The following is a 25364-nucleotide window of genomic DNA, read 5'->3' on the forward strand; positions in this document are numbered from 1 at the left end:
TTAGCGATGCAACAAGGCCCCCCCGACGAGCAGATCGCCGCCTATGAAGCGGCGATCGCAACGCTTGAAACGACGCTAGCGGGTAACCCCAATTCAGCGCTCGTCAAACAACTTCGCCACGAGCTAGGGGGGGACCAGGTTCTTGAATTGACCGCGATTGCGTTGCTGCAAAAAAAAGCCCGTCACAAATTGGGCCCCGGAATCTGGTGGGCGACCGACCGCGCCCTACAACAAGCCACCCCTTGGCAAGTCGCAAAGCTAAAGGCCAGTTGGTTCGGCGAACAACTAGTGTACGACCTGTGCTGCGGGATCGGAGGCGATGCAATCCAGCTCGCCAAACGGCCCGGTCAACCCCAAGGGGTGATCGCCGTCGACATCGATCCGGTGATCATCGCCTACGCGGCCGCCAACCTTCGCCACGCGTGCTCCGAAACACAGCTCGACTGCGAAGTAGCCGAAACGCGTTGCCAAGATGTCTTGCAGCTCGAGATCCCTGCCCACGCCGCGATTCACTTGGACCCCGATCGCCGGATCGGGGGAAAACGCACGACTCGGCCCGAAGACTATCAACCACAACTCAGCGAAGTGATGCCGCGAATCAAGGCGGCTCCCGCGGCGATCATCAAATTGGCTCCCGCAGCGAAACTCGATCTTGATCCCGATCTCGGGGAGCACGCCCACCGTTGTTGGATTTCGCTCGCTGGCAGCGTGCGCGAACAATCGCTCCTGCTTGGCGATGCGTTGACTCGTGCGGGAATGATCTCGGGCTCGTTGTCCGCGATCGCAGTAAACAACCGGGGGAGCGTCGCCCGTTTCGATTTAGGGGATTACCCCGTTGCCAAGCTCGATTCACTTCGCGTGGCGTCGGTTGCATCGCCGGGACGCTGGATTGTCGATCCCGATGCGGCGATTCGCGCGGCCGGTTTAACCGAAGCGTTCGCGATGGAGCATGGGCTTAAAACACTCGGCGGCCCCCCCGGCTTTTTGACGAGCGAGGGCGATCTCGACTCTGAAACACTCGAAAAGGTGCGTTTGATCGCCACCGTTGGGGAAGTGATTTGGTCAGGAAGTTGCGATGAGCGAAAAATTCGCCGCGAGCTTCGCCGTCGCAACTCCCACGCCGAACGGATCAAGGTGCGCGGCAGCGGCCATGACCCCGCGGTGCTGAGCAAACGATTTCGCGAATGCGGTGAAACGCCGATCGGGTTGTGGATCGGACGTGCGGGGCGGGGCGTTTTTGCGGCATTTTCCGATTAAATGCCATTCACAACGTCGATCCAGCACCCGCTTCGACGAATCGCAGGGGGAGCCCCTCTGGCATGGCGATCCTTTTCAATCATCGCGAACCTTGTCGCGCACCGAGCCCGTTCCTAACGCGCGACACAAACGGTGAAAACCGTCATCACACTGGCATCCGGCAGTGATCCAGAAAAATCGACAAGAAATGCTGGCACGAAACACCCTCTTTGGGCTTGCGTGACGAAGCGAAACCGGCATACTTACGCGCTTCCTCCGGCCGCGATCGTTTTGATACGCCGCGGACAGGGACTGTGGAGCCGGCGTTCGGCGTTTACCGAAATTTATTGATGAATCACAATCTGACTGGAAGGTTGATCCAGCCATGGCAGACGTATTGCAGGTCGAGAAGCGTGAGCTAACAGGCTCCGCTGCCACTCGGCGTTTGCGTCAGAGCGGTCGAATCCCCGCTGTACTGTACGGACACGGCGAAACTACTGAGTCGCTATCGGTCCCATCGGACGAAGTTAAAGCTCTCTTGCGCCATCACGGCAAGACGGTGGAACTCGCTGGTGCACTCAATGAAACCGCGATGGTTTACGCGATGCAGTGGGATCCCTTGGGGATCGAAGTACTGCACTTGGACCTGATGCGAGTCAATTTGTCAGAAAAAGTGGACGTGACCGTCACGATCCTTCTTCGCGGCGAACCCGTTGGCGTTCGTGAAGGTGGAATCCTGATCGAAAACCACCACGATGTCGAAGTCCGATGCTCGGCGGGTACAATCCCTGAAAGCGTTGACTTGAACGTCGCGGACTTGCACCTCGGCGCCTCGTTGACCGCGGCTGACATCGAGCTACCTGAAGGCGTTGAACTAGTCACGCCAGCGGACACCGTTGTCGCCCACGTCGAAGCACCCCGTGGCGAGCAGTCAGCCGATGAGGCTGAGGAAGCCGGCGCGGAGCCCGATGTGATCGCCAAGGGCGCACCGAAGGACGAGGAAGACTAAGCCCGTTCACCCGGCTTTTGAACCACTGCCATGAAACTGATCGTTGGCCTAGGGAACCCTGGGCAGAAATACGAGCAAACACGACACAATGTCGGTTTCATGGCAGCAAACAAAGTTGCGGCACTGATCTCAGCAAGCCCCTCGAAGGTTCGTTTCGAGGGTCATTGGGCTGAGGGCAATTACCGCGGCGAAAAACTTGCAATCCTGTGGCCACAAACGTTCATGAACGCGAGCGGCCAGAGCGTGAGGAAGGCACTCGATTTTTTTAAGCTGACCCCCGAAGAGATGGTCGTCCTTTGCGATGACCTGAACCTCCCCTGTGGACGACTGAGACTTAAACGCTCGGGATCCTCCGGAGGCCAAAAAGGGTTAGCGGACATCATCCGGCATCTCGGTGCAGAGTCGTTTCCACGACTCCGAATCGGGATCGACCGCCCTCCCGAAGGCTGGGAAGTGGTCGACTACGTGCTGGGGAAGTTCAATAAAAGCGAACAAGCGACCATCGAAGAAGCAACGACCCGCGCCGCCTATGCCACGATGGACTGGGCAACCCTCGGGATCACGCAGACGATGACCGAGTACAACGGCGCGGTCGATACCAAGCCAAAAAAGTGACGAGATAACCCCAACGCGTTGACGACACCGCAGCCGACAAGCGACTGCGATTGGCAAAACGCTGCGGAGATAGAAGCAAGATTGGAAACGGTGCTGGGCATAAACGCACAGTCTCGCTAACATACCGCTTCGAGATAGACGATTCCCCCCGAAACAGCGATGCGTCGATCGCACCCAATCAGACCGTAGAGAGACGATAAAACCGTGGCGAAAAACACTTACGAAACGCTATTCATCCTCGATAGCAACCAATACGCACGCGATCCAGGCGGCGTTAGCAAGCAGATCGAACAGATCATCACCGAACACGAAGGCAACGTTCTCGTTAGCCGATTGTGGATGGAACAACGCTTGGCTTACCCAATCGACAAGCACCAAAAGGGAACGTATTGGTTGACCTACTTCGAGATTGAAGGTGCAAACCTCGTCAAAATCGAACGAGCGTTCCAACTCTGCGAGCCAATCTTGCGTGAACTCACTCTGAAGCTCGATCCACGCTTGGTTGAGCCGATGCTCGCCAACGCCCGTGGCGAGTTGTTCACTCAATCTTCGGCAGGCGATGACAACGCCAGCGGCGAAGGTGGAGCCAAGGACGCGGAAGCCGAAAGCGATTCGGTTGCCACCTCCGAAGCGTAGTGTTTGCTTCACCAACGCAGCAGCGGTAGGATGAAGTGGGGTGCATTTTTGTCCCCTATGCCATCCAACCGCGAAACGTTCGTTGGCAGAAACGCACACTGAGCAAAACATTTCGACTCCCAAAATGTTTCGGGGAACACCATGGCAAGCTATAATCGCGTCGTCCTTGTTGGCAACATTACGCGTGACATCGAACTGAAGTACACCCAAGGTGGCACGGCGGTTACGGAAGTCACGATTGCCGTCAACGATCGCCGAAAATCGGCTACCGGGGAATGGGTCGAAGAGACGACATTTGTGGATGTGACTTTGTGGGGGCGAACCGCCGAAGTCGCAAGCGAGTACCTGAGCAAAGGATCACCCATCCTTGTCGAAGGTCGACTGAAGCTCGACATGTGGGAAACCGATGGCCAGAAGCGCAGCAAGCTTCGCGTCGTCGGCGAGCGCATGCAGATGCTAAGCGGGAACAGTGGTGGCGGAGGAGGAGGCGAGCAGCGTCAGCGCAGCCAACCTCAACAGCGTGATTCGGTTCACGAAAGCAACTACGAATCCCAAGACTACCAAGAGCCACCGAGAAGCCGCGCCCCACAGCCCCATCCGGGCGGTGGTCAAGACGCGGGTCAACGCGAGGCGCAACCGACCGGCAACGGGCCCGGTTACGATGATCCGAATATCCCATTCTAGCGATCTGGATCCCTCGAGATTCCTAGAGCACGTCAAGCTAACAATACATTCCAACCTATTTTTGTTCACTCGAGTTTTGTGATGCCGAAACCAAAGACAAGCACTGGTCGAACGTTCAATCGACCCTTCAAACGTTTGCCCAAAGGCGAAAACGGCGGTATTCAACTGCTGTTGATCCACAACGTCGAACATCTCGGCAAGCAAGGCGACATCGTCGAAGTGCGATCCGGTTACGCGTTGAACTACCTGTTGCCTCAGGGGCTGGCCACCTTGGCGAGCGACCACCACAAGCGGATGGTCGAAAAGCATCGTGAGAAATTGCGTGCCCTGGAGCTCGAAAAGCTCAAGAGCTACCGCGACTTGTCCGACGAACTCGGCAAGCAATCCATTACAATCGAAGCGAACGCAAACGACGAAGGCCACCTCTACGGCAGCGTCGGAGCCCACGAGATCGTCGATGCCCTCAAGGGTGCTGGGTTCACGTTGGCACAAGACCAAATTCGCCTCGAAGGTCCCCTCAAGGAACTCGGCTTGTACACCGTCAAGGTGCACTTGCACAGCGAAGTCGAAGCGTCGCTGAAAGTTTGGGTGGTTCCAACCGTGGTTTCGGAAGAAGTCTAACTTTCTCTCGATAAAATAACGCAGACGGGCTGTTAAGCCCGTCGTGCAATTTACTATCATCAGATGATCACGTCGGGGCTGTGGCGGAACTGGCAGACGCGCTGGATTTAGGATCCAGTTCCTTTACGGAGTGCAGGTTCGATTCCTGTCAGCCCTACTGATTGAACGAAGACGGCTGTGTGAGTCATTCACACAGCCGTTTTTTCGTAACCGGTAATCTGCTTCGTTTTCCGCACGCTCGGAATAACCGCTCTCGTTTAACCCATTTTCCCGTTACGACCTACGACGCTTTGGCGCGATCAGGAAAGAGACGGTGACTTTTTGGCAAAGGATGGGGCGTCAGAGGTCGAAGTCGTTTTTGGATCAAAAGGTTTTCACCTTCGGTTGAGTGCCGTTCTCACACAGGCAACCGCAAGCAAACCCAACCAACATCCACACGATTGTTTGGCGACACCTCTGAACTTCTCGATATCGACTGTATTCACAGTGCAATGCGTTACCCCTCCGCACGACGCGGTGCGACGGTACATTGCGATCGAGGCTGCGGAGCCGATCACACAATGACAATCGTTGCACAAGGACAATCGCCACAACCGGACCACTCCACCTAAGCGGAATGACCGCAATTTTGCTTGTAGTCATTGACCTTGACGCAAATGGCAAATAGAGTTTCCCCGTAAAAGGCGTTGTTTTCGTGGTAAAGAGCCGCCAATGCCTTGTCGTCGGGACCGCTCATACTGTTTGGTGCTCCCTTTTAGATCTGTTTTCAATCTCTTACTCACAAACCACGACGGTTCCTTCAGAGACATATTATGGCAAAGAAAGCTGGCTCAGCTGACAAGATGGTCTATTACTTCGGCAAGTCAAAAACCGAAGGCCGCGGTGCAAGCAAATCGATCTTGGGCGGCAAAGGGGTGAACCTTGCTGAAATGACCGCGATTGGTCTTCCGGTTCCTCCGGGATTCACCATCACCACCCAAGTTTGCGACGCGTATTACAAGTCGGGCGAAAAGATGCCCAAGGGCTTGATGGACGAAGTCAACCAAGCGGTGAAAACGCTTGAGAAAGAAACGGGCAAAAAGTTCGGTGACGACGCAAACCCATTGCTCGTCAGCGTTCGCTCCGGTGCAGCGGTAAGTATGCCGGGCATGATGAACACGATTTTGAACCTGGGTCTGAATGACGCGGCCGCCGAAGGGCTCGCCAAAGCGACCAAGAACGAGCGTTTCGCGTATGACGCGTACCGCCGCTTGATCAACATGTTCGGTGACGTGGTCATGGGCATGGACCACCACGTCTTCGAGAAAGCATTCGATGCGGTCAAGAAGAAATTCAAGGTCAGCGAAGACACCGATGTTCCCGCCGAAGGTCTGAAGCAACTTTGCGAAGACTACAAAGCGGTTTACAAGAAGGCGACCGGGAACGATTTCCCGCAAGACCCGATCAAGCAACTTGAGCTTTCGATCATGGCGGTATTCTCGTCATGGAACACGACCCGCGCGGTCCGCTATCGCGAAATCGAAGGCATCCGTGGCTTGCTCGGAACCGCCGTCAACGTGCAATCGATGGTTTACGGCAACATGGGCGAAGACTCGGGAACGGGCGTCGCATTCACCCGTAACCCGAACACCGGTGAAAACAAATTCTTCGGTGAGTTCTTGATCAACGCTCAGGGCGAAGACGTCGTCGCGGGCATCCGAACTCCACAACCTGTGGCTGAAATGCCAAAGTGGAACCGCGCCGTTCACAAAGAATTGTTGGCGATCAAAAAGACGCTCGAAGATCACTACACCGAGATGCAAGACATCGAGTTCACGATCGAGCGTGGCACGTTGTACATGCTGCAAACCCGCACCGGAAAGCGAACCGGCGTTGCCGCCGTCAAGATCGCTTGCGACATGGTCAAGGAAAAGTTGATCGATCAAAAGACTGCCGTTTTGCGTGTCCCCGCGAACGACTTGACCCAATTGTTGCTGCCTAGCTTCAAGCCGACGGCGCGAAACGCGGCGGACGTTCTGACACGTGGCTTGCCCGCTTCCCCAGGTGCAGCGGTTGGTAAGTTGGCGTTCAGTGCCGAAGAAGCACGCCAACGAGCCGATGCTGGCGAAATGGTGATCTTGGTTCGTAAAGAAACCAGCCCCGAAGACGTCGACGGCATGAACGCCGCTGCGGGTATTTTGACCAGCACCGGCGGGATGACCAGCCACGCTGCGGTTGTCGCTCGCGGTTGGGGCAAGTGCTGTGTTGCCGGTGCCGGCGATGTTGAAATCAACGAAAAAGGCAAGAAGATCAAAGTCGCCGGACGTACCTTCGGTGTCAAAGACGTGATCAGCCTTGATGGCACCACCGGCGAAGTGATGTCGGGCGAAGTGGAAACACAAGAGCCGAAACTGTCCGGCGACTTCGCCAAGTTGATGAAATGGGCCGATGAGTATCGCACGCTGGCGATTCGCACCAACGCGGATTCGCCCGCCGACAGCAAGCGAGCTCGCGAATTCGGTGCCGAGGGAATCGGACTTTGCCGTACCGAGCACATGTTCTTCGACGCCGAGCGAATCACGCACATGCGTACGATGATCTTGGCTCAAGACGAAAAAGACCGTCGCGCCGCACTGAAGAAATTGCTGCCGTTCCAACGCAAAGACTTCGAAGGCATCTTCAAGGCGATGAACGGACTTCCCGTGACCGTTCGCTTGCTTGACCCACCTTTGCACGAATTCTTGCCTCACGAAACCGCGAGTCAAAAAATCGTCGCTAAAGAGCTGGGCGTTTCCGCTGCCGAAGTTGCCAAGCGTGGCGAAGCGCTGCATGAGTCCAACCCCATGCTTGGACACCGCGGTTGCCGCTTGAGCGTGACCTATCCGGAAATCCTCGAGATGCAGGTGCGTGCGATTGTCGAAGCGGCAATCAATTGTGCAGGCAAGAAGATCAAGGCGATGCCGGAGATCATGATCCCGCTTGTGGGTACCGCTAACGAACTCGAGCTTCTTCGCAAGAAGGTGGAAGCCACGATCGAAGAAACCAAGGCAGCCAAGAAGTTCGATGGCAAGTTGGACATCTCGATCGGTACGATGATCGAGATCCCACGCGCTGCGTTGACGGCGAACGAAATCGCGGCTCACGCCGACTTCTTCAGCTTCGGCACGAACGACTTGACCCAAATGACATTTGGTTATAGCCGTGACGATGTGAACACGTTCTTGCCAGATTACTTGCAACAAGAAATTCTGAACGTTGACCCCTTCCAATCGCTCGACACCAGCGGCGTAGGCCAATTGGTCGAAATGGGCGTCGAGAAGGGACGCAGTGTCAAGAAGGGCTTGAAGGTCGGTATCTGTGGCGAGCACGGAGGGGATCCTGCCTCGATCGATTTCTGTCACAAAGCCGGCTTGGACTACGTCAGCTGCAGTCCGTTCCGCGTGCCGATTGCACGTTTGGCAGCGGCTCAAGCGGCATTGAACGCCAAGAAGTAGTTCGACATTTTGTGGAACGAATGAATCAGATCAACAGCGGCCCTTAGCGGCCGCTGTTTTTTTATACTCCTAGCGGCCAGCTTTCACTGTCCCCCCGATCCACTGTCTCCCCCCGATCAATCACTGTCCCCCCAATCGCTTTACTCGCGATTGAGAGCGGCGATGTTGCGGGGTTGGCAAAGATATCGGTTTCTATGGCCTCGTCGTGAACCTTGCTTCGGATTACCATTTTCGCATGGAAAGAACAAACATTGCCATTGTTGGCCTGGGAACCGTTGGCTCCGGCGTCGCTAAGTTACTGCTTGATCATGGTGATCGCACCGCTCGACATGCTGGCCGCACACTGTGGTTAAAAAAGGCAGTCGTTCGCGACCTGGCAAAGCCTCGCGAGATCGATCTTCCCGCAGGCGTTGCCACCGATTCGCTTGACGACGTGATCAACGATCCGGAAATTTCCGTTGTCGCTCAGTTGATTGGCGGCTTGGAACCGGCGCGTTCGATCATGTTGAAGCTGCTCGAATCGGGCAAGGACATCGTCACGGCCAACAAGGCTCTTTTAGCCGAGCACGGCCCCGAATTGTTCACGCGAGCCCGTGAACTTGGTCGCAGCATCGCGTTCGAAGCCTCCGTCGCCGGTGGCATCCCGATTATCGCCAACATCAGCCAATGCTTGTCCGCCAATCAGATTTGCTCGCTTGAGGGGATCCTTAACGGCACCAGCAATTTCATCGTCACTCAAATGGACGAGAAAGGGGCTTCGTATAACGACGTCGTTCGCAAAGCCCAGGAACTCGGTTACGCCGAAGCGGATCCCGCCATGGATGTCGATGGCACCGATGCGGCTCAGAAACTGGCGATCCTTTCGCATCTTGCCTTTGGGGCGACCGTGAACTGGTCTGAGATCCCCCGGATAGGAATCGACGGGCTCGATCCCGATGATTTGCGTTACAGCCGACAATTGGGCTACCGAATCAAACTGCTAGCGTTGGCTAACCTTGCCGACGATGGACTCGAGCTTTCGGTCGCGCCGACGCTGGTCCGCATCGGAACACCGCTGGCCGAAGTGCGTGACGCGTTCAATGCAATTCGAGTCGTGGGGGATGCGGTGGGGCCGGTGTTCTACCATGGGCTGGGGGCGGGCCAGATGCCGACTGCCTCAGCGGTCGTCGCGGACCTGATTGACACAGCGGTAGGTCGCACCCGTTTGACCTTCCAAACGCTTGAATACTTTTCCATCGGCCAACCGCCGCGAGCTAAACTCCGCGATGCCGACACGTTAGTCGGACGTAACTATCTACGTCTGAATGTTGCCAATCATCCCGGGACGCTGGCCTCGATCACAACGGTCTTGGCGAAGCATCAAATCTCGATCGCGTCGGTGATGCAACACGAGGGTGAAAACGGAGCGACACCGCTCGATTCGGTACCGTTGGTGATCATGACGCACGAAGCCACCGAGGGGTCCGCCCAAGCCGCCACGCGAGAAATCGAGTCACTCGACTCCATCACCGGTCCGGTTGTACGGCTTAGAGTGAAGGATTGACGGTGGGGACGGGATCTTTGACCCCGTTTTGCCATGTTCATTGAATGAAAGCCCCACTTGCACCATAACGGGGGCTACGATTCCGTAGCGGTTTCTTCGTGCGCACGCGACAACGCTGGTTTACCCAACGCACGCAAGGGCAACGTTTTTAGGAACGACCGCTACGACCGCGCTGACCGTTAAACCGCGAGTCAACGCCGCACGGCAATCCGTCCCCGGGGCAAATGGGCATCCATGATTCAAGTTCAACACCTAACCAAGGCCTACGAAGATGTGCACCGTGGTCGCTTTATCGCCGTCGACCGCGTTTCGTTTTCAATCGGTCCCGGTGAAATCTTTGGTTTGCTCGGGCCCAATGGCGCAGGCAAAACCACGGTCCTTCGCATTCTCAGCACCGTGCTGAGCCCCACCTCGGGGATCGCCAATGTCGCCGGGCATGACGTCGTCCATGACTCGGCCGAAGTGCGACGACGGATCGGCTTCGTGAGCAATAACACCGCCATGTACGACCGCATGACGGCTTGGGAAATGGTCGGCTATTTCGGTCGCTTGCACGGCATGACACGCGACGAACTACGCGAGCGGTTGGAAACGTTGTTCACGCAATTACGCATGAACGATTTCCGCGATGTTCCCGGCGCGAAGATGTCGACCGGCATGAAGCAAAAAGTCTCGATCGCACGCGCCTTAGTTCACAACCCACCGGTGCTCGTTTTCGACGAAGCCACGCTCGGACTCGACGTGATGGTGGCCCGCAACTTGTTAGCGATCGTGCGAGATCTCCGCGATCGCGGCAAGTGTTTGATCTTCTCGACTCATATCATGAGCGAAGTGGAAAAGCTCTGTGATCGGATTGCCATCATGCATCAAGGTCGCATCCTCGATAGCGGCACTCTGGAAAATTTGCGTGAGCGTCATGGCGAAGAGGACTTTGAGGAAGTCTTCTTTGGATTGCTCAGTAAACATGAACAGGGGGACGCTGAATTGCACGGACAGGCGAACTCAGGAGCGATGGCATGAACCAGTCCGCAAAACAAAAACATTTAGCTGCCAAGAATCACGATCGCTTGGGCTGGGCTTCGGTTTGGTTGATTTATGTTCGCGAGATGCGAGATCAACTGCGGGACCGACGCACGCTCTTTACGATCGCGGTATTGCCGGTGTTGCTCTATCCGTTGGTCGGCACGCTATTGCTACAAATGGTGCAATTCACCCAACACCACAACACCAACGTGTGTGTGATTGGCACCGATCATTTGACGGATGTTCCCGAATTGGTTGGCGATGATTGTTTTGTGGAGAGGTTGGTCTCCGAGGACGATCCGCTGCAAGTGGTGACCTATCAATGGGACGATGTCGCGACCAATCGGTCCGTGGACCAACGCGCTCGGGACTGGGTCAGCAGCGGTATGTTCGACGTCGTCGTGATGGTCCCTCCTCAATTTGCCAATTCCGAAAACCGCGTGAATGACAAGGAAGCGGCAATCCAATTGCTCTACAACGTGGCGTCGGATCAATCGATGGTCGCGCGAGAACGCGTAGCAAAGATTCTCGGCAGCTGGCGATCCGGATGGATCCACCAGCGGCTGTCGGAATCCGGCATCGACATGATGTCACTCGAACTATTCCAGCTAGACGACGTCGATATCGCTCCCTCGCAAACTCGCGAAGCGGCGCTGTGGAGCAAGCTGTTGCCGTTCATCATGTTGATTTGGGCGATGACCGGCGCCTTCTATCCCGCGATCGACTTGGTCGCAGGGGAAAAAGAGCGTGGGACGCTGGAAACGCTGCTATGTAGCCCCGCCCATCGTTCTGAAATCGTCGCCGGCAAACTCGCCGCGGTAACCACCTTTAGCATGCTGACGGCGATCTTGAATGCCGGCAGTATGTTGGTCACCAGCTCGTTTGTAGTTGGACAAATTGACTTTGGCGGTAGCACCTCGATTGGTGCACCCCCGATCGGACCGATGTTGTGGTTGCTTGTCGCGTTGGTCCCGTTGTCGACCTTGTTCAGCGCCTTGGCACTGGCCGTCGCCGCGATGGCGCGGAGCAGCAAAGAGGGGCAATACTATTTGATGCCCTTGATGATGATCACCCTGCCATTGGTGATGCTGCCGATGTTGCCCGGCACCACGTTGACCGTGGGGACCAGCTTGATCCCCGTCACCGGTATGTTCCTGATGGTTCGCGCGTTGGTCGAAGGCCAATACGGCATCGCCCTGTGGCACCTGCCGATGGTGGCCGGTGTGATGGTTACGTGTTTGTGGATGGCATCGCGATGGGCACTGAAACAATTCGAAGACGAAGCGGTGCTGTTCGGTGGCAACGACCAATGGGAACTTCGTCAATGGGTTCGCCACTTGTGGCGAGACCGTCAAATCGCAGCGACGCCAAGTCAAGCGGTCGCTTGTGGGGCCGTAATCTTGGTCGCGTTGTTCTTCGGTAAACTAGCCGTAACCGAAATGCCAACGACACTGACCGGTATTAGTAAACTCATATTGATGCCACAGCTTGGCCTGATCCTCGCGCCAACGCTGTTGATGGCAACGGTCCTGACGACTTCGCTGCGGAAGAGTCTGCGGATTCGCATGCCACACTGGACCACGTTGCCATTGGCCGTGTTACTCGGCTGCACCTTGCATCCGAGCTACGTGATGTTGGCATCTTGGATCAGTCACATGTATCCCGTCAGCGAACAAGCGATGGCAGCCATGAAGCCATTTGCGGATCAGATTTCTGCGGCCCCGTGGGTTTCCGTGGTGCTGTTAATGGCACTGGTCCCTTCCATTTGTGAAGAACTTGCGTTCCGCGGCTTCATCTTTGGTGGCCTGGAACGCCAAGGCGGACGTCTACGCGCCGTCGTTGTCACCGCCGTGCTGTTTGGAATCTCTCATGGTGTCTTGCAACAATCGATCGCAGCAACCGTGATGGGGTTGATGCTGGGTTGGATCGCGTTGCGAACCGGAAGCGTGTTGCCGGGCATCCTGATCCACTTCACCAACAATGCACTTTCGGTATCACTTGAGCGGATTGTCGATAGCGGTTGGGGTGGAGCATCGATCTTCTTGCGAACGACCGAACAAGGTCCCGAGTATCAACCCTTTTGGATCGTGATCAGCATGGGCGTTGCTGTCACATGCATGCTCTACTTTGGATCGCTGCGGAGTGTGGACGAAGAAATTGAAGCGGATCAAATCGAGTTTGAAGAAGGGCTGGTGGATCCCACGACCCGTTTTGCGAGTGCCTGATTCGGTTGCGCAAATCAGCTTCGCGTTTCCTGAATCAGCTTCGCGTTTCCTGAATCAACTCGCGTGCCCCACGACTTGCCAAACTTTCACTGGCCTGATCGGCGAGTGTTTTCGCACACGCTTCCCATTGCGGTGGATCAAAGGGAAGCGACCGGCGCTCGTCCAACCGCTGCGTTCCATCGCTCGATAACACGACCGCATCGAGCGTCAAAACGCCTTGTTCGATTTGGCAATAGGCCGCGATCGGCGCCAAGCATCCGCCATTGAGTGCTGCCAAGAGGGTCCGTTCCACCATCACCGTCGCACGTGCGACAAGGTCATTCAACCCAGCCACGATCGCTTGCACCTCCTCCGCGTCGCGGCGGACCTCAATCGCGAGCGCCCCTTGTCCGGGTGCGGGCAACATCTCCGCAAGCGGCAATTCCACTCGCGGCACCTCGTCCATCTGCAATCGAGTCAAGCCGGCCGCAGCCAACATGATTGCATCGTATTGCCCGACGCGAAGTTTCTCGAGTCGCGTCTGCACGTTGCCGCGGATTGGTTGAACATCGAGGTCGGGGCGATGGTAGCGCAACTGGGCCGCACGACGACGGCTGCCGGTTCCGATCCGTGCTCCCTTGGGCAATGTCGCAATCGTCCATCGCGACTGGGACACCAAACAATCCTGAACCACTTCCCGCGCCGGCACGGCGGCCAGCATCAGCTGCGGATCGACTTCGGTCGGCAAATCCTTCAACGAATGAACTGCAACATCCGCTTCGCCATCCAGAAGGGCTTGCTGGATTCGCTTCGTGAAAACTCCTACCTGGGCCCCCGCTTGGATCGGACGCATGTCGGTATCGCCGCTGCTGACCAAAGGTACCAATTTCGTGGCAAAACCGGCCTGCTTCAGCAGCGCCGAGACATGCTCGGCTTGCCACATCGCCAACGGGCTTTCGCGGGTCGCGATCCGCAACACACGATCAGAATCCGAAGTACCGGAGCCAACGGTAGGGGGGGAGGTGCCAGCCGATTGCGAATTAGACAAAAGAATAGCTTCCGTTATTCAAAGAGAGGTAAACTAAGAGGACGATACAGACGGCATACGCGGCCTGCGCGAAGCGGGCAAGGAAACGATCCCACGCATTCGAATTCTATGAATCGTAACGAATCATTGACTTCGGGTCATCGGCAGTGCACATTTGCATGACATTCTTGGGTCCTTTGGCGAACCATTCGCGTTTGATTAAGTAAGGCAATGGACCGTGAAGGAAGGGCAAGGAAGTCTTCTCTCCCAGCAGGCACATTCAAAGGATTTGAAAGCCGCTGTTCTCAAACAAGCGTTTCGATAAACCGTTCCGTAAAAAGATACCTTTTCGTGCCCACGCCATCTTCCTCGAACCCGAATCCGCTTGCGGACGAGCAACCCACCTGTGCCGGGGATGGAGCTGGATCGTCGGGTAGTGGGGATGCGTTGATTGATTTTTCAGCCTCGGTGCTACAAGGCGACGGCAGCGCGGTTTCAGCGTTGGAGGTAGCATCGGTTTCGCAAGACTTGCCCGAACGACTCGGCGACTATGCCGTCAAGAGCATGCTCGGCAGCGGCGGGATGGGACAAGTATATCTGGCGGAGCACGTTCGCATGCAGCGCACCGTCGCGTTGAAGATGTTGCCCGTGCAATTGATGCAGGATCAACGGGCGGTCGAGCGGTTCTATGAAGAGATTCGTGCCGCCTCTCGCGTGTTGCATCCCAACATTGTCGCCGCATTTGATGCGGGCGAAGATCATGGCATCCATTATTTGGCGATGGAGTACGTCGATGGCATGACGTTGACCAACATGGTCGCCACGCGCGGTCCCTTGGCGGTCGGTGAAGCGGCATCGATCATCCGGCAAGCGGCGATGGGGTTATTGCACGCGCATCGCGCGGGAATCATCCACCGGGATGTCAAACCCGGAAACATCATGCGTTCGCATGACGGCACGGTGAAAGTTCTCGACCTTGGTTTGGCGCGCATCAGCACCGCCGGACTTAGGACCCGGCGACACGCCACCTCCGAAGCACGCGGTTCGAATAGCGAGGCGGATGGGACAAACGCAGCCCGCCCATCCAAAGGACGCTTGGTCGGGACGCTCTCGTTCATGTCGCCCGAACAACTCGAAGACGCGGACGCGGCCGACTCGCGAAGTGACATCTACTCCCTCGGCGCGACGTTGTACTTTTTATTGACCGGCCAACCCCCGTTTACAGGTGAATATCTCGAACAAGTTTACGGGCATCGGCATGGCGAGATTCCGGACTTGATGCAAGTGCGTCGTGATGTCGACATGCAATTCGCGAATCTATTTCGCCGCATGATGGCGAAGACTCCTAGCGCGCGATACACCTCGTTAGACGAAGTGATCGAAGATCTCGGTGAATACGCCGACAAAGCCAACGAACCGCAATGGTTGGCCGAGTTTGCGCTGCGTCAACCGATCGGCGATGGATCCACGTTCGCCGGAGGATCGACATCAGCTCAACTCGCCAACGTGCTCGCGTTCGACTTAGGCATGTTCTACGCCGCGGCTGCGGAAGCCTCTCCGTTGGGCGGTGTCAATTTGTTATCGGCCGGAGAAGATCAACGTCCCTTGTTGCGAATGTCCCTCGCCAGTGAAGGCCACCAATTGTTTTTTGGGGACCAGGCGATGAAGCGGAGAGCCACGCAGTCTAAAAATCTCGTCCATTGTTTGCACATGTACATCGGCAAACCTCTGGTCGAACGAGAAGTTTTGGGCCGTCAATGTCCTCCCGAAGTACTGCTCGCTCTGCTTCTGAAACGATTGTCTCGCAACGCATGGAAGCTGGCTGGAGCACCTGCGGCTGTCGCCATCACGGTCCCCTCCAGCTACGATCAACTTCATCGCCAAAGCATCCTGCAAGCGGCTCAGATGGCCGGTCTGAAGTCCGTGCGACTGGTCGACCGCAGCATCGCCGCCGCCCAATCGCTATTGCTTCCCGACGCATCCGAGTCACAGGCATCCGACCGCGACACGGTCCCCACCTCCGCTCTAGACACCTCGACGGATCAGCAGATTTTGTTCCTCGGTTTGACGGGCCAAGGAACCGAAGCGGCCGTGTTTCATCGTGATGCCAGCCGCATGAAACAGCTCTCCACGGCGGGACATTGGCATACCGGCACCTTGGCGTGGCTACAGCGACTCGTCGAGATGGCGGCCGCCGCGTTTCAAAACAATTTCCGTTTCGATGCACGAAAGTCGACGCAAGCCGTGCGACTGCAAATCGCCTGTGAAAGCGCCATGAATGCGTTAATGATCATGCCCTCGGCAAAGATCACCGTGCAAATCAATGGCGTCAACCAATCCGTGATCTTGCAGCGGTCCGATTGGCTCGCCAAATGCGAAGACTTAATCGAGGGCGTGCGCCGCGCCGTCAAATCCGCTTGCCGTGACGCGGCGCTCTCACGCCGCCGCATTGACCGCATCGTTACCCTGGGCCCCTTGTTACGACTCACCGAAGTTCGCGAAGCGGTGTTGCGAGGACTCAAGGACGATGTCGAAGTCCAAACCATTGATCGCACCGATGTGGCTCGCGGTGCGGCAGCTTGTTTGGCCAGCGAGTTGCCCGGACGCGGCAGTATCGCGATGCCTCCTCAATCCGTGACCACGCAAACGATTGGCATTCTGATCGAAGACACTCAAGGTCGCCGCCGGATCATGCCCATCGTGCCCCGAGGGACCGCATTGCCCGCCCGAACGAATCGACGCTTGACCGTCGGAGATGCCCGCGAAACGATGGCCTTGTCCCTCGTCGAATCGTCCGGCATTCAACGCGAGGATTGGCACTCTCTCGGACGATACGACTTTGAAATCGACGACATCGCCGATGGCGAAGAGAGCCGAAATCGCATGATTGGATTCGAAGTCAACGTCAACGGCATGCTGATCGTGCGCGCCCAAACGCCCGGGATGCCCGGCAGCACCAAATTGGCCCCCCTTCCCAAGCCCATGCTCAACGACGAGCAAGTCACCTCCTGGACTCGCTGGGTCGATAAATTCGATTGATCCAGGCTGACGAGCCAATGGGCAACCAGCATGTATGATTTTCAATCGTCGGGGCGTCCTTCAATCAATAGCCCCCCATGAATCGACGACGCGCTTCCACCGTAGTCCATCACGCCCCTCCATCTTGCCGGCGGGTCACTTCGATGTGAAATCCCCCCGCTGCGCGACGTCACTTTGACTACCGCTATGTACTCAATTTGAGTAACACTGCAGGCAATCCGCTCGATTGAAATTCAAATCCGATTGCAAATAACGCTAACCAAATTTACCTAAACCGTTTACTTGCAGACACTTACGACGCGACAATCGACAGAAAGTTTAAACTTGGTTTCACGATCAAGTTTCATGGCACGAACGTAGCACTAGCAATGGAGATGAGAATCTAAGCCGAGAAGTTTGTCTTAGGAAAAATACAAGACTGAGGAGTTTGAAGAAGATGTTAGCAATCAAAAAATGGATCGCGATTCCCGCAATCGCCGCATGCTTGGCCTTCACAGCGGACACCTCGACGGCTGAAGCTGGCAACGGCCACCTACGTTTAGGTGGACTGCATATCTCGGTAGGAGGCGGCCACCACGGTTATCACCGCGGGCATCACCATGGCTACCATAGCAGCTATACGCCTCGATACCGTAGCTCGTATCGCAGCGGTTATGGAGGTTATGGCCATTATGGGCACGGGTATCGCGGAAGCTACCACGACACCAGTCATTACGATTGGCATCCGACGCAAGTGATTCGCCATGGCAATCACTGGGACATTCAACCAGGGCACTACGATTACCATCGCTCAGGGCACTGGCATCACTAACGCGAACGGGTGATGGGAGTTGCAGAAGGCAAAAAAAACGGCACGCGATGCGTGCCGTTTGCGTTTATTCGTTGTTTCCGAGAAACTGTTCGTTGTTTCCGAGAGCCCGAGTCGTTACGAAACCCTCGGCCAACGTCTCGTGGCACCCAGCGTCTCGTGGCACTAGGCTAGCGTCTTGCGAAAAGACGGCTTAGCTCGATGCTTACCAAGGTCCGCGGACGTAATAAACTCCGAATTGGTCGGTGTGACTTGGCCAATTAGGGGTGGCATGAAAGCGACCGCGCCGCGCGGCCCCAGGGGAATTTGCACTGCGTCCAAATTGATGATGGACGGGATGCATCAAGTTTTGGCTGACGCCCCACGACAACGATTGCCGCATGGAAACGGTGGGCGGTACAACAAGTGCCGTAGGTTGGCCGTAACTTTGATGGTAGTACGGACCATGCCAAGGACGATCCATTGCGTAGTTATGGTTCCAAACCTGAGTCACGGCGTAGGGATCGGTCGCGGCCGCTTCGTTTTGCATCAAGCCACCGAGCGTCGCGATCAAACCCGCAGCAAGGACGATTCGTCGAATCATAGTTATTTCCGAAAGAAGAGGAGAGGCATCGTCGGGCTGGCCTTCAGGAAGTCAGCTGGCCAAGTGAACGGGCTTGCGACGACGTTGGGTTCAATCGTTAGCGAGGAATTCGCAAGTAATTCCAATACACGTTGCTGGCAGCTTGCTTTACGGGCGGGTACCAATAGGTTGCTCGCGTGCGGTTCATTCCTCGACCATTGTCATAATAGTTGTGGAAACGATCCTTATGAGCGTAAAGCATCTCTTGAGGGTAAAATGGTTGATACGTGTAGAACGTATGCCCTACGTTCGGCGGAACCGGAACGGGTGACAAATACATTTGGGCGTTGGCTCGGTTAGCGTTGCCCTGGGTGTAATTGTTGTAGAACAGATCGGGACGGCCGTAACCTCGTTGGATCGCTGCGGCGTTGTAGTCGTCCCCGATCACCCCTTCTTCACTCGAGGGCAGATCACCGACGTGGCTTGACGCTCCACCGACGACTTCGTCACGGACGACTTGGGAGCGAATGATCCGTTCGCCTTGTCCAAAACGCTGGATGCCTTGGCCGAAGCGTTGGGCGGAAGCCGACTGAGTCATAACCGCCACCATCGCTAGCGAAGCCATGGTTACGATTCCGAGCTTGGTTTGACGTTTCATCCTGCGGTTCCTCCGACGAACCCGATCTAATTTTCACGAACTTGACCCTGCACGCACTCGGCGATGCAAATGGGGGGGGCGGCAAACAGCACGCATCTGTCAAAACCGACCTACGTCATTGTAATTCGACTCAAACCCTCCATCTTCGTGATCTTTTGCAATCCCCCCCACCCAGCTCTACGCGATCAGCGGTTCCGCTGCGATGGCTTCGATCGCTATAACCCCACTCCATGAGTGGAAACTCTCAATATTGCCCTATCGAGCTAATCTGCTGTAAAGCGTACAAATTACGCAGGTTGAAAGCGGCAGATGGCCGAAACAGAAGCAAGGATCGATCTTCACGATGGCCCACCATCGCCATTGGCAGCGAAGTTCACCTTGAATCTCTCCCCCCTCAAGACAGAACAAATAGGACGTTAAGGCGTGGCCAAACGGCAAAAACGAAATTCATCCTCGGGACCGAACTCTTCCAGATCATCAAAAAACAATGGTTCGTCAAAGGGATCGCTGTTGGATGCGGTTGATGACCAACTGCTGATGAGCATTCCGCTGCGCCAAGCTGCTCAATCCCGGTACCTGAACTATTCGCTATCGGTGATCACCAGCCGGGCATTGCCGGATGTGCGTGATGGGCTGAAACCGGTCCAGCGACGAATTTTGTACACGATGAACCAACAAGGTCTCAACGCGACCGCCAAGCACCGTAAATGTGCCAAGGTCGTGGGGGACGTGATGGGTAATTATCACCCCCACGGTGACAGTTCGATTTATGAAGCCCTGGTGCGGATGGCTCAAGCGTTTTCGCTGCGGATGCCGCTGATCGATGGCAGCGGAAACTTCGGTAGCGTTGACGGCGACAATGCCGCTGCGATGCGTTACACCGAATGTCGCATGACCCCGATCGCTGCGGAGGTGCTCTCGGACTTGGCCACTCGCACGGTCGCGTTCAAGCCGAACTACGATGGCAGCCGCGAAGAACCGGTCGTATTGCCCAGTCGTGTACCGAACTTGTTGGTCAACGGGGCGACGGGGATCGCGGTCGGAATGGCGACCAACATCCCCCCCCACAACCTGAAAGAGGTTTGCCAAGCGTTACTCAAATTGCTGCGTGATCCCGAAATCAGGGACTACCAACTCGTTGCCAACGACGCCGTTCAAGGCCCCGATTTTCCGACCGGGGGCCAGATCATCAACACAAAGGAAGAGTTGCGTGAGATCTACAGCAGCGGGCAAGGCACGATCAAGCTTCGTGGCACGGCGGAGCTGAATACGAAGACCAAAGGCAGCCCGGTACTCCAAATCTCTTCGATTCCCTTTGGGGTCAATAAGTCGTCGTTGGTCGAGCGGATCAACGAACTCGTGTACACCGGCAAGCTGCCCCTTGTCATCGAAGCCCGCGACCTTTCGACCGACGAAATCCGCATCGATTTGATGTTGAAGAAAGGGGCCGACGAAAACATGGTGCTGGCGTATCTGTACCGCCACACGGATTTCCAAAAGAACTTTAACGTCAACATGACCTGTTTGGTTCCGACCGAAAACCCAGAGGTCGGTGCCCCCAATCGGTTGGGATTAAAGGAAGTGCTTTGGCACTTCTTGCACTTTCGGCTCCAAGTGTTAACCAAACGTCTTGAAAATGAACTCGCCGCACTGCTGCGTCGCATTCATATTCTTGAGGGGTATGCGCTGATCTTTGACGCCTTGGATGAAATCATTCGCATCATCCGCAAGTCTGAAGGCAAAGCCGATGCCGCGACGAAAATCATGAAACGATTCCCAGCGGAAAAGGGGGGGCTAGACGAAGAGCAAACCGATGCGATTTTAGAACTGAAACTGTATCGTTTGGCGAGGCTCGAGATCAACATGATCATGGATGAGTTGAAGGACAAACGAAAACGCGCCAACGAGATTAAAAAGCTGTTGGACGAAGATTCCGAAGACAATTATCAATCGGGGCGTTGGACGATCGTACGAACGGAAATCGAATCGTTGATCGAGGCCTACAACAAAGATCCCTTTGCAAAACGCCAATCGGTCATCAACACGGTCGCCGAAGAACCGGAGTACACGCCCGAAGACTTTATCGTCGCCGAGGATTGCCACGTCATGGTGACCAAAGACGGTTGGGTGAAACGGCAAAAATTGATCGCCGACCCCAGCAAGAGCCGGGTCCGTCAGGGCGATGAAGTACTCACCTGCGTGTCGGGAAACACCGTCGCCGCGATCGGCTTCTTCTCATCTCTAGGGGTTTGCTACACCACTCGGATGATCGACATTCCCGCCTCAACCGGTTTCGGTGAACCGATCCAAAAATTGTTTAAACTCAAAGACGGCGAGCGGATCATCGCCGCGATCTCGTTTGACAACCGAGTGATTGGTGAGATCAAAGAGAACCCGAAAACCCCCGATCTGTGTCCTCCGACGCACGCCTTGGCGGCAACTTCGAACGGCTTCGCACTCCGCTTTGGTTTGGCGAATTTTGCCGAACCCTCCACGCGTTCCGGGCGGCGTTATGCTCGGGTCGCCCCCGGCGCGTCGGTCATCGACGTGGTCACCATTCACGGCAGCGAAGTCATTTTGGCCGTTTCAGAAAACTGTCGTGCGATGGTCTGTGCTGCCGAAGAAGTGAATTACTTATCCGGCGCGGGCAAAGGCGTGACGTTAATCCGGCTCACCGAGAACGATCGTTTGTTGGGCTTCAAAGCCTCCGTCGGTGATCGCGACCTGATGACCGTCCAAACCAATCGGGGAGCGAAAAAGACGATTTCAACAGCCAAGTACCGCGTCACCGCACGCGGCGGTCGTGGTACCGAAATCCAAAAGAATGGCAAGATCTCCGAGATCGTGACTCCTCCACCTGCTGCACCTGAAACGTTCGACGAAAACTGAATATGAGTACTGCGACAAAAACTTACAGTGCGAAAGATATCGTTGCCCTCGAAGGTCTCGATCCTGTTCGCAAACGCCCCGGCATGTACATCGGCGGCGTGGGAATGGCCGGACTTCACCATTTGATTTGGGAAGTCGTGGACAACTCCGTTGACGAAGCGATGAACGGTCACGCCACCGAGATTACCGTCACGCTGCACAAAGACGGCTCGAGTATCACGGTCAGCGACAACGGCCGTGGGATCCCGGTCGACAAGCATCCCAAAACGAAAAAACCGGCACTCGAAATGGTGCTGACGGTACTGCACGCCGGTGGAAAATTCGATGGCGGCAACTACAAAACCGCGGGCGGTTTGCACGGCGTGGGGGCTTCGGTCGTCAACGCCTTGTCCAAAGAACTCACCGCCGTGGTGCGGCGTGATGGCGCTCAATACCGCATGATGTTTGAGCGCGGGATCGCGAAAACGAAGCTGCAAAAATTGAAGGGAGCTGTTCGCGGCACCGGTACCACGATCACCTTCCATCCCGACCCAACGATTTTTCCCAAGATCGATTTCGATAGCGAAACGATTCGTACTCGCTTGGAAACGGTGAGCTTTCTGCATCGGGGGGTGAAAGTCACCTATATCGATGAGTCGGCCAACACCAAGGTCACGTACCTGCATGAACAAGGGATCGTCGATTATCTCGCCAAGGTGCTCAAAGATCGCTCGGCACGACCGATCCATGACACCCCGTTCACGCTGCGAAAGGACGATGATATTCGCATGGAGCTGACGCTGCAGTGGACGGAATCGACCGACGAACATGTCCGCAGCTACGTCAACGGCATTCCCACCGGCAGTGGCGGCACCCACGAAAACGGTTTCCGCAGTGGGCTCAATAAAGCGGTCCGCAATTACATCGACACGCATAGCTTGACCCCGCGTGGCGTGAAGATTTCTCACGAAGACATTCGCGAAGGCATGGTCGCGATTCTTTCGATCTTCATTGCCGAACCACAATTTCAAGGACAAACCAAAGATCGGCTCAACAACGCCGAAGTCCAACCGTTGGTCGAAGCCTCCACACGTCCGGCGCTCGAGCAATGGATGAATAACAATCGCTCGTTGGCCGATTCGGTGATCGCCCGGATCATCGCGGCCGCGCGAGCGCGTGCGGCCTCCCGCGCCGCGTCCGATGCGGTCTCGCGAAAAGGGGGCGCCAAGCGAACCATGCTCCCCGGAAAACTGAGCGATTGCTTGGCTAACGGCAAATCAAATTCCGAACTGTTTATCGTCGAAGGCGACTCCGCAGGCGGCAGTGCGAAACAGGGGCGAGACCGAAACAACCAAGCGATCCTGCCGCTGCGAGGAAAGGTGCTCAACACCGAGAGTGCGACGCTAAAGAAGATCATCGAGAACAAAGAAATCCAAGACATGATTGCGTCGCTTGGATGTGGCATCGGACCGAACATCAACCTGTCAACGCTCCGCTACCAAAAGATTATCTTGCTCGCCGATGCGGACTCCGATGGACATCACATCACGACGCTGCTGTTGACGTTCTTTTATCGACATATGCCCGCCTTGATTGCCGACGGCCATCTATTCATTGCCGTCCCCCCGCTGTACCGAATCGATATCGGCAAACAGACCTATTGGGCCAATGACGAAGAACATCGTGAACAAATTTTGGCCGAGCATGGCAAACGAGCGAAGCCGGAGATCACGCGTTTCAAAGGACTCGGCGAGATGATGCCCAAGGTGCTCTGGGAAACAACCTTGAATCCCAAGACGCGGCGTTTGTTAAAGGTCGAAGTCGACGATCATTTGGAAACCGATCGTGTGATTAGCGATTTGATGGGGCGTGATGCGTCGGCCCGTTTCCGCTTTATTATGGAACGAGCCGAAGACGCCGAAGAAATTGACGTCTAATCCGACACCGGACCTGGGGCGCCGCCAGCGATGCGAAGCCAACAACACGCCGCACTCGAGCATTTTTAATTTCGATGTAGCGATGGCGTCAAACGGATGTCGCGACGGCGCCAGCCGGTGGACCGCGTTCTCGCGAACGCTGCTACGGCTTGGCCCCCCACGTCATTCGTCAAATGGCACTAGCGACAGGACTCGATCGCCTTGACGACGCTCGACGGATCGATGTCGCCGACCAAGCGAACGCTGCCAATCCGCTCGGGCAAGATGAATCGCAACTTGCCGTGCGAAACCTTCTTGTCTCGCTGCATCACGGGCAACATCGCCTCGGCGTTCGCTTCGGGAAACGTCGTGGGTAACCCGCACGCCTGAATCAGTTCGGTTTGCCGTGGCAGCAACGTGGGCTCGCAGATCCCGAGATCGACCGCCATGTTGGCCGCCATCTGCATCCCGATCGAAACCGCTTCGCCGTGCAGGAGTTGGCCATACCCGACGGTCGCTTCGATGGCATGGGCAAACGTATGCCCGTAGTTCAAGATCGCTCGACGGCCGCTCGTTTCTCGTTCGTCTTCACCGACCACGCGAGCCTTGGATTGACAACTTTCCGCGATCGCCGCCCGAACCGTCCCATCATCGCGTGCGACCAATCCCGAGGCGTTCGCTTCTAACCACGCGAAGAACTCGGCGTCATCGATCACACCGTACTTAATCACTTCGGCCAACCCGCTCAAATAAGCGCGTTCGGGAAGCGTGGATAACACATCGGTATCGATCACCACTAAGGAGGGCTGCCAAAACGCCCCGATCATGTTTTTTGACGTGGGAAGATTGATGCCCGTCTTGCCTCCCACGCTGCTATCGACCATGGCTAACAATGTGGTAGGAACTTGAACAAAGCGGATCCCGCGTGTGAACGAAGCCGCCGCAAATCCCGCCAAGTCTCCCACCACTCCGCCACCAACCGCAATCACAACACTGCGACGATCGGTCGAGCTATCAAGCATCCATTGCCACAATTCGCTTAATTGCGAGATCGATTTACTCGTTTCGCCTGAAGGCACCGAAATCGAACTGACTCGCAGCGGCGTTGCGTCGTCTCGCAACGAGGTCGAAAGCGAGTGAATCAAACGGTTTGCCCATGGCTCTTGGATCGCCGCGTCGGCGATCACCAACACGTGCGTCAAATCCGACATCGTGCTCAGCACGGTTTGGCTAAAGGTATCGATTTGGTCAGGGCCGATTTCAATTTGGTAACTGCGGTCCCCCAGTGGAACCTCGACCGAGAGAATGTCGTTGCGGTTTGAACCCGATAGCATGGAAGGACTCTAGGCGTAAGATATAGATGCGTGGCTGAACGTGGTGTCGTTTGACGGTAGTTTACAGCACGAAGCGGGTACAGCTAGTTTGAGACACAGGATGCTCGC

Annotated in this window: 19 protein-coding genes and 1 tRNA gene; 15 read left to right on the top strand and 5 right to left on the bottom strand. The window is 56.0% G+C overall.

The features are described 5' to 3' along the window. Window positions 1–6 precede the first annotated feature (6 nt). From Pla52o_RS09335 to Pla52o_RS09365, 7 genes are all read left to right on the top strand, one after another. A complete protein-coding gene (locus Pla52o_RS09335) occupies window positions 7–1257 on the top strand; it encodes a class I SAM-dependent methyltransferase (protein ID WP_146594344.1) in 1251 nt (416 codons plus the stop codon). 364 nt (window positions 1258–1621) lie between these two features. Then, the gene (locus Pla52o_RS09340; RefSeq protein ID WP_146594345.1) at window positions 1622–2245 is read left to right on the top strand and encodes a 50S ribosomal protein L25; all 624 of its coding nucleotides are present in this window, start codon (window positions 1622–1624) and stop codon (window positions 2243–2245) included. A gap of 30 nt (window positions 2246–2275) precedes the next feature. After that, window positions 2276–2860 (top strand): aminoacyl-tRNA hydrolase, encoded by a 585-nt coding sequence (pth, locus tag Pla52o_RS09345; RefSeq protein WP_146594346.1) that lies wholly within the window; start codon window positions 2276–2278, stop codon window positions 2858–2860. A gap of 204 nt (window positions 2861–3064) precedes the next feature. Next, window positions 3065–3496, top strand: coding sequence for a 30S ribosomal protein S6 (gene rpsF, locus Pla52o_RS09350; RefSeq protein ID WP_146594347.1), 432 nt, complete (start codon window positions 3065–3067; stop codon window positions 3494–3496). 141 nt (window positions 3497–3637) lie between these two features. Next, window positions 3638–4180, top strand: coding sequence for a single-stranded DNA-binding protein (gene ssb / locus Pla52o_RS09355; protein WP_146594348.1), 543 nt, complete (start codon window positions 3638–3640; stop codon window positions 4178–4180). Between the two features lie 81 nt (window positions 4181–4261). Then, complete coding sequence (gene rplI, locus Pla52o_RS09360; protein ID WP_146594349.1) at window positions 4262–4801, top strand: 50S ribosomal protein L9; 540 nt, start codon at window positions 4262–4264, stop codon at window positions 4799–4801. 74 nt (window positions 4802–4875) lie between these two features. After that, window positions 4876–4958: transfer RNA gene (locus Pla52o_RS09365), tRNA-Leu, on the top strand. Between the two features lie 450 nt (window positions 4959–5408). Here Pla52o_RS09365 and Pla52o_RS27680 read toward each other — a convergent pair. Then, window positions 5409–5537: a hypothetical protein gene (locus Pla52o_RS27680; RefSeq protein ID WP_261343342.1), complete on the bottom strand. Its 129-nt coding sequence runs from the start codon at window positions 5535–5537 to the stop codon at window positions 5409–5411. A 76-nt stretch (window positions 5538–5613) separates the two neighbouring features. Here Pla52o_RS27680 and ppdK point away from each other — a divergent pair, with 76 nt between their 5' ends. From ppdK to Pla52o_RS09385, 4 genes are all read left to right on the top strand, one after another. Beyond that, window positions 5614–8274: a pyruvate, phosphate dikinase gene (gene ppdK / locus Pla52o_RS09370; RefSeq protein ID WP_146594350.1), complete on the top strand. Its 2661-nt coding sequence runs from the start codon at window positions 5614–5616 to the stop codon at window positions 8272–8274. 235 nt (window positions 8275–8509) lie between these two features. Beyond that, window positions 8510–9817, top strand: a complete 1308-nt coding sequence (locus tag Pla52o_RS09375) for a homoserine dehydrogenase (protein WP_146594351.1) — start codon at window positions 8510–8512, stop codon at window positions 9815–9817. A gap of 234 nt (window positions 9818–10051) precedes the next feature. Further along, complete coding sequence (locus tag Pla52o_RS09380) at window positions 10052–10837, top strand: ATP-binding cassette domain-containing protein (protein WP_146594352.1); 786 nt, start codon at window positions 10052–10054, stop codon at window positions 10835–10837. Continuing rightward, window positions 10834–13065, top strand: a complete 2232-nt coding sequence (locus tag Pla52o_RS09385; protein WP_146594353.1) for an ABC transporter permease subunit/CPBP intramembrane protease — start codon at window positions 10834–10836, stop codon at window positions 13063–13065. Before Pla52o_RS09380 ends, Pla52o_RS09385 begins: the two co-directional genes overlap by 4 nt. Before the next feature lie 34 nt (window positions 13066–13099). Here the strand turns inward: Pla52o_RS09385 and hemC are convergent, their stop codons facing one another. Continuing rightward, window positions 13100–14092, bottom strand: coding sequence for a hydroxymethylbilane synthase (hemC, locus tag Pla52o_RS09390; protein ID WP_315852940.1), 993 nt, complete (start codon window positions 14090–14092; stop codon window positions 13100–13102). A 330-nt stretch (window positions 14093–14422) separates the two neighbouring features. On the opposite strand from hemC, the gene Pla52o_RS09395 reads away from it, so the two are divergent. Beyond that, complete coding sequence (locus Pla52o_RS09395; protein WP_197169127.1) at window positions 14423–17110, top strand: protein kinase domain-containing protein; 2688 nt, start codon at window positions 14423–14425, stop codon at window positions 17108–17110. Between the two features lie 436 nt (window positions 17111–17546). After that, window positions 17547–17921: a hypothetical protein gene (locus tag Pla52o_RS09400; RefSeq protein ID WP_146594355.1), complete on the top strand. Its 375-nt coding sequence runs from the start codon at window positions 17547–17549 to the stop codon at window positions 17919–17921. Between the two features lie 202 nt (window positions 17922–18123). Here the strand turns inward: Pla52o_RS09400 and Pla52o_RS09405 are convergent, their stop codons facing one another. Together Pla52o_RS09405 and Pla52o_RS09410 are read right to left on the bottom strand one after the other, a co-directional pair. Continuing rightward, window positions 18124–18501 carry a hypothetical protein gene (locus tag Pla52o_RS09405; RefSeq protein ID WP_146594356.1) on the bottom strand — a complete coding sequence of 126 codons (378 nt, stop codon included), beginning with the start codon at window positions 18499–18501 and terminating at the stop codon, window positions 18124–18126. A 97-nt stretch (window positions 18502–18598) separates the two neighbouring features. Next, window positions 18599–19138 carry a hypothetical protein gene (locus Pla52o_RS09410; protein ID WP_146594357.1) on the bottom strand — a complete coding sequence of 180 codons (540 nt, stop codon included), beginning with the start codon at window positions 19136–19138 and terminating at the stop codon, window positions 18599–18601. A gap of 423 nt (window positions 19139–19561) precedes the next feature. Between Pla52o_RS09410 and Pla52o_RS09415 the strand changes: the two genes are divergently transcribed. Together Pla52o_RS09415 and Pla52o_RS09420 are read left to right on the top strand one after the other, a co-directional pair. After that, the gene (locus Pla52o_RS09415; RefSeq protein WP_146594358.1) at window positions 19562–22027 is read left to right on the top strand and encodes a DNA gyrase/topoisomerase IV subunit A; all 2466 of its coding nucleotides are present in this window, start codon (window positions 19562–19564) and stop codon (window positions 22025–22027) included. A gap of 2 nt (window positions 22028–22029) precedes the next feature. Beyond that, window positions 22030–23943, top strand: coding sequence for a DNA gyrase/topoisomerase IV subunit B (locus tag Pla52o_RS09420; RefSeq protein ID WP_146594359.1), 1914 nt, complete (start codon window positions 22030–22032; stop codon window positions 23941–23943). 179 nt (window positions 23944–24122) lie between these two features. Here Pla52o_RS09420 and aroB read toward each other — a convergent pair whose 3' ends face one another. Next, window positions 24123–25256, bottom strand: coding sequence for a 3-dehydroquinate synthase (gene aroB, locus Pla52o_RS09425; protein ID WP_146594360.1), 1134 nt, complete (start codon window positions 25254–25256; stop codon window positions 24123–24125). Between the last annotated feature and the right edge of the window lie 108 nt (window positions 25257–25364).

Origin of the sequence: Novipirellula galeiformis, from assembly GCF_007860095.1 — a bacterium.
GTDB classification, from domain to species: Bacteria; Planctomycetota; Planctomycetia; order Pirellulales; family Pirellulaceae; genus Novipirellula; species Novipirellula galeiformis.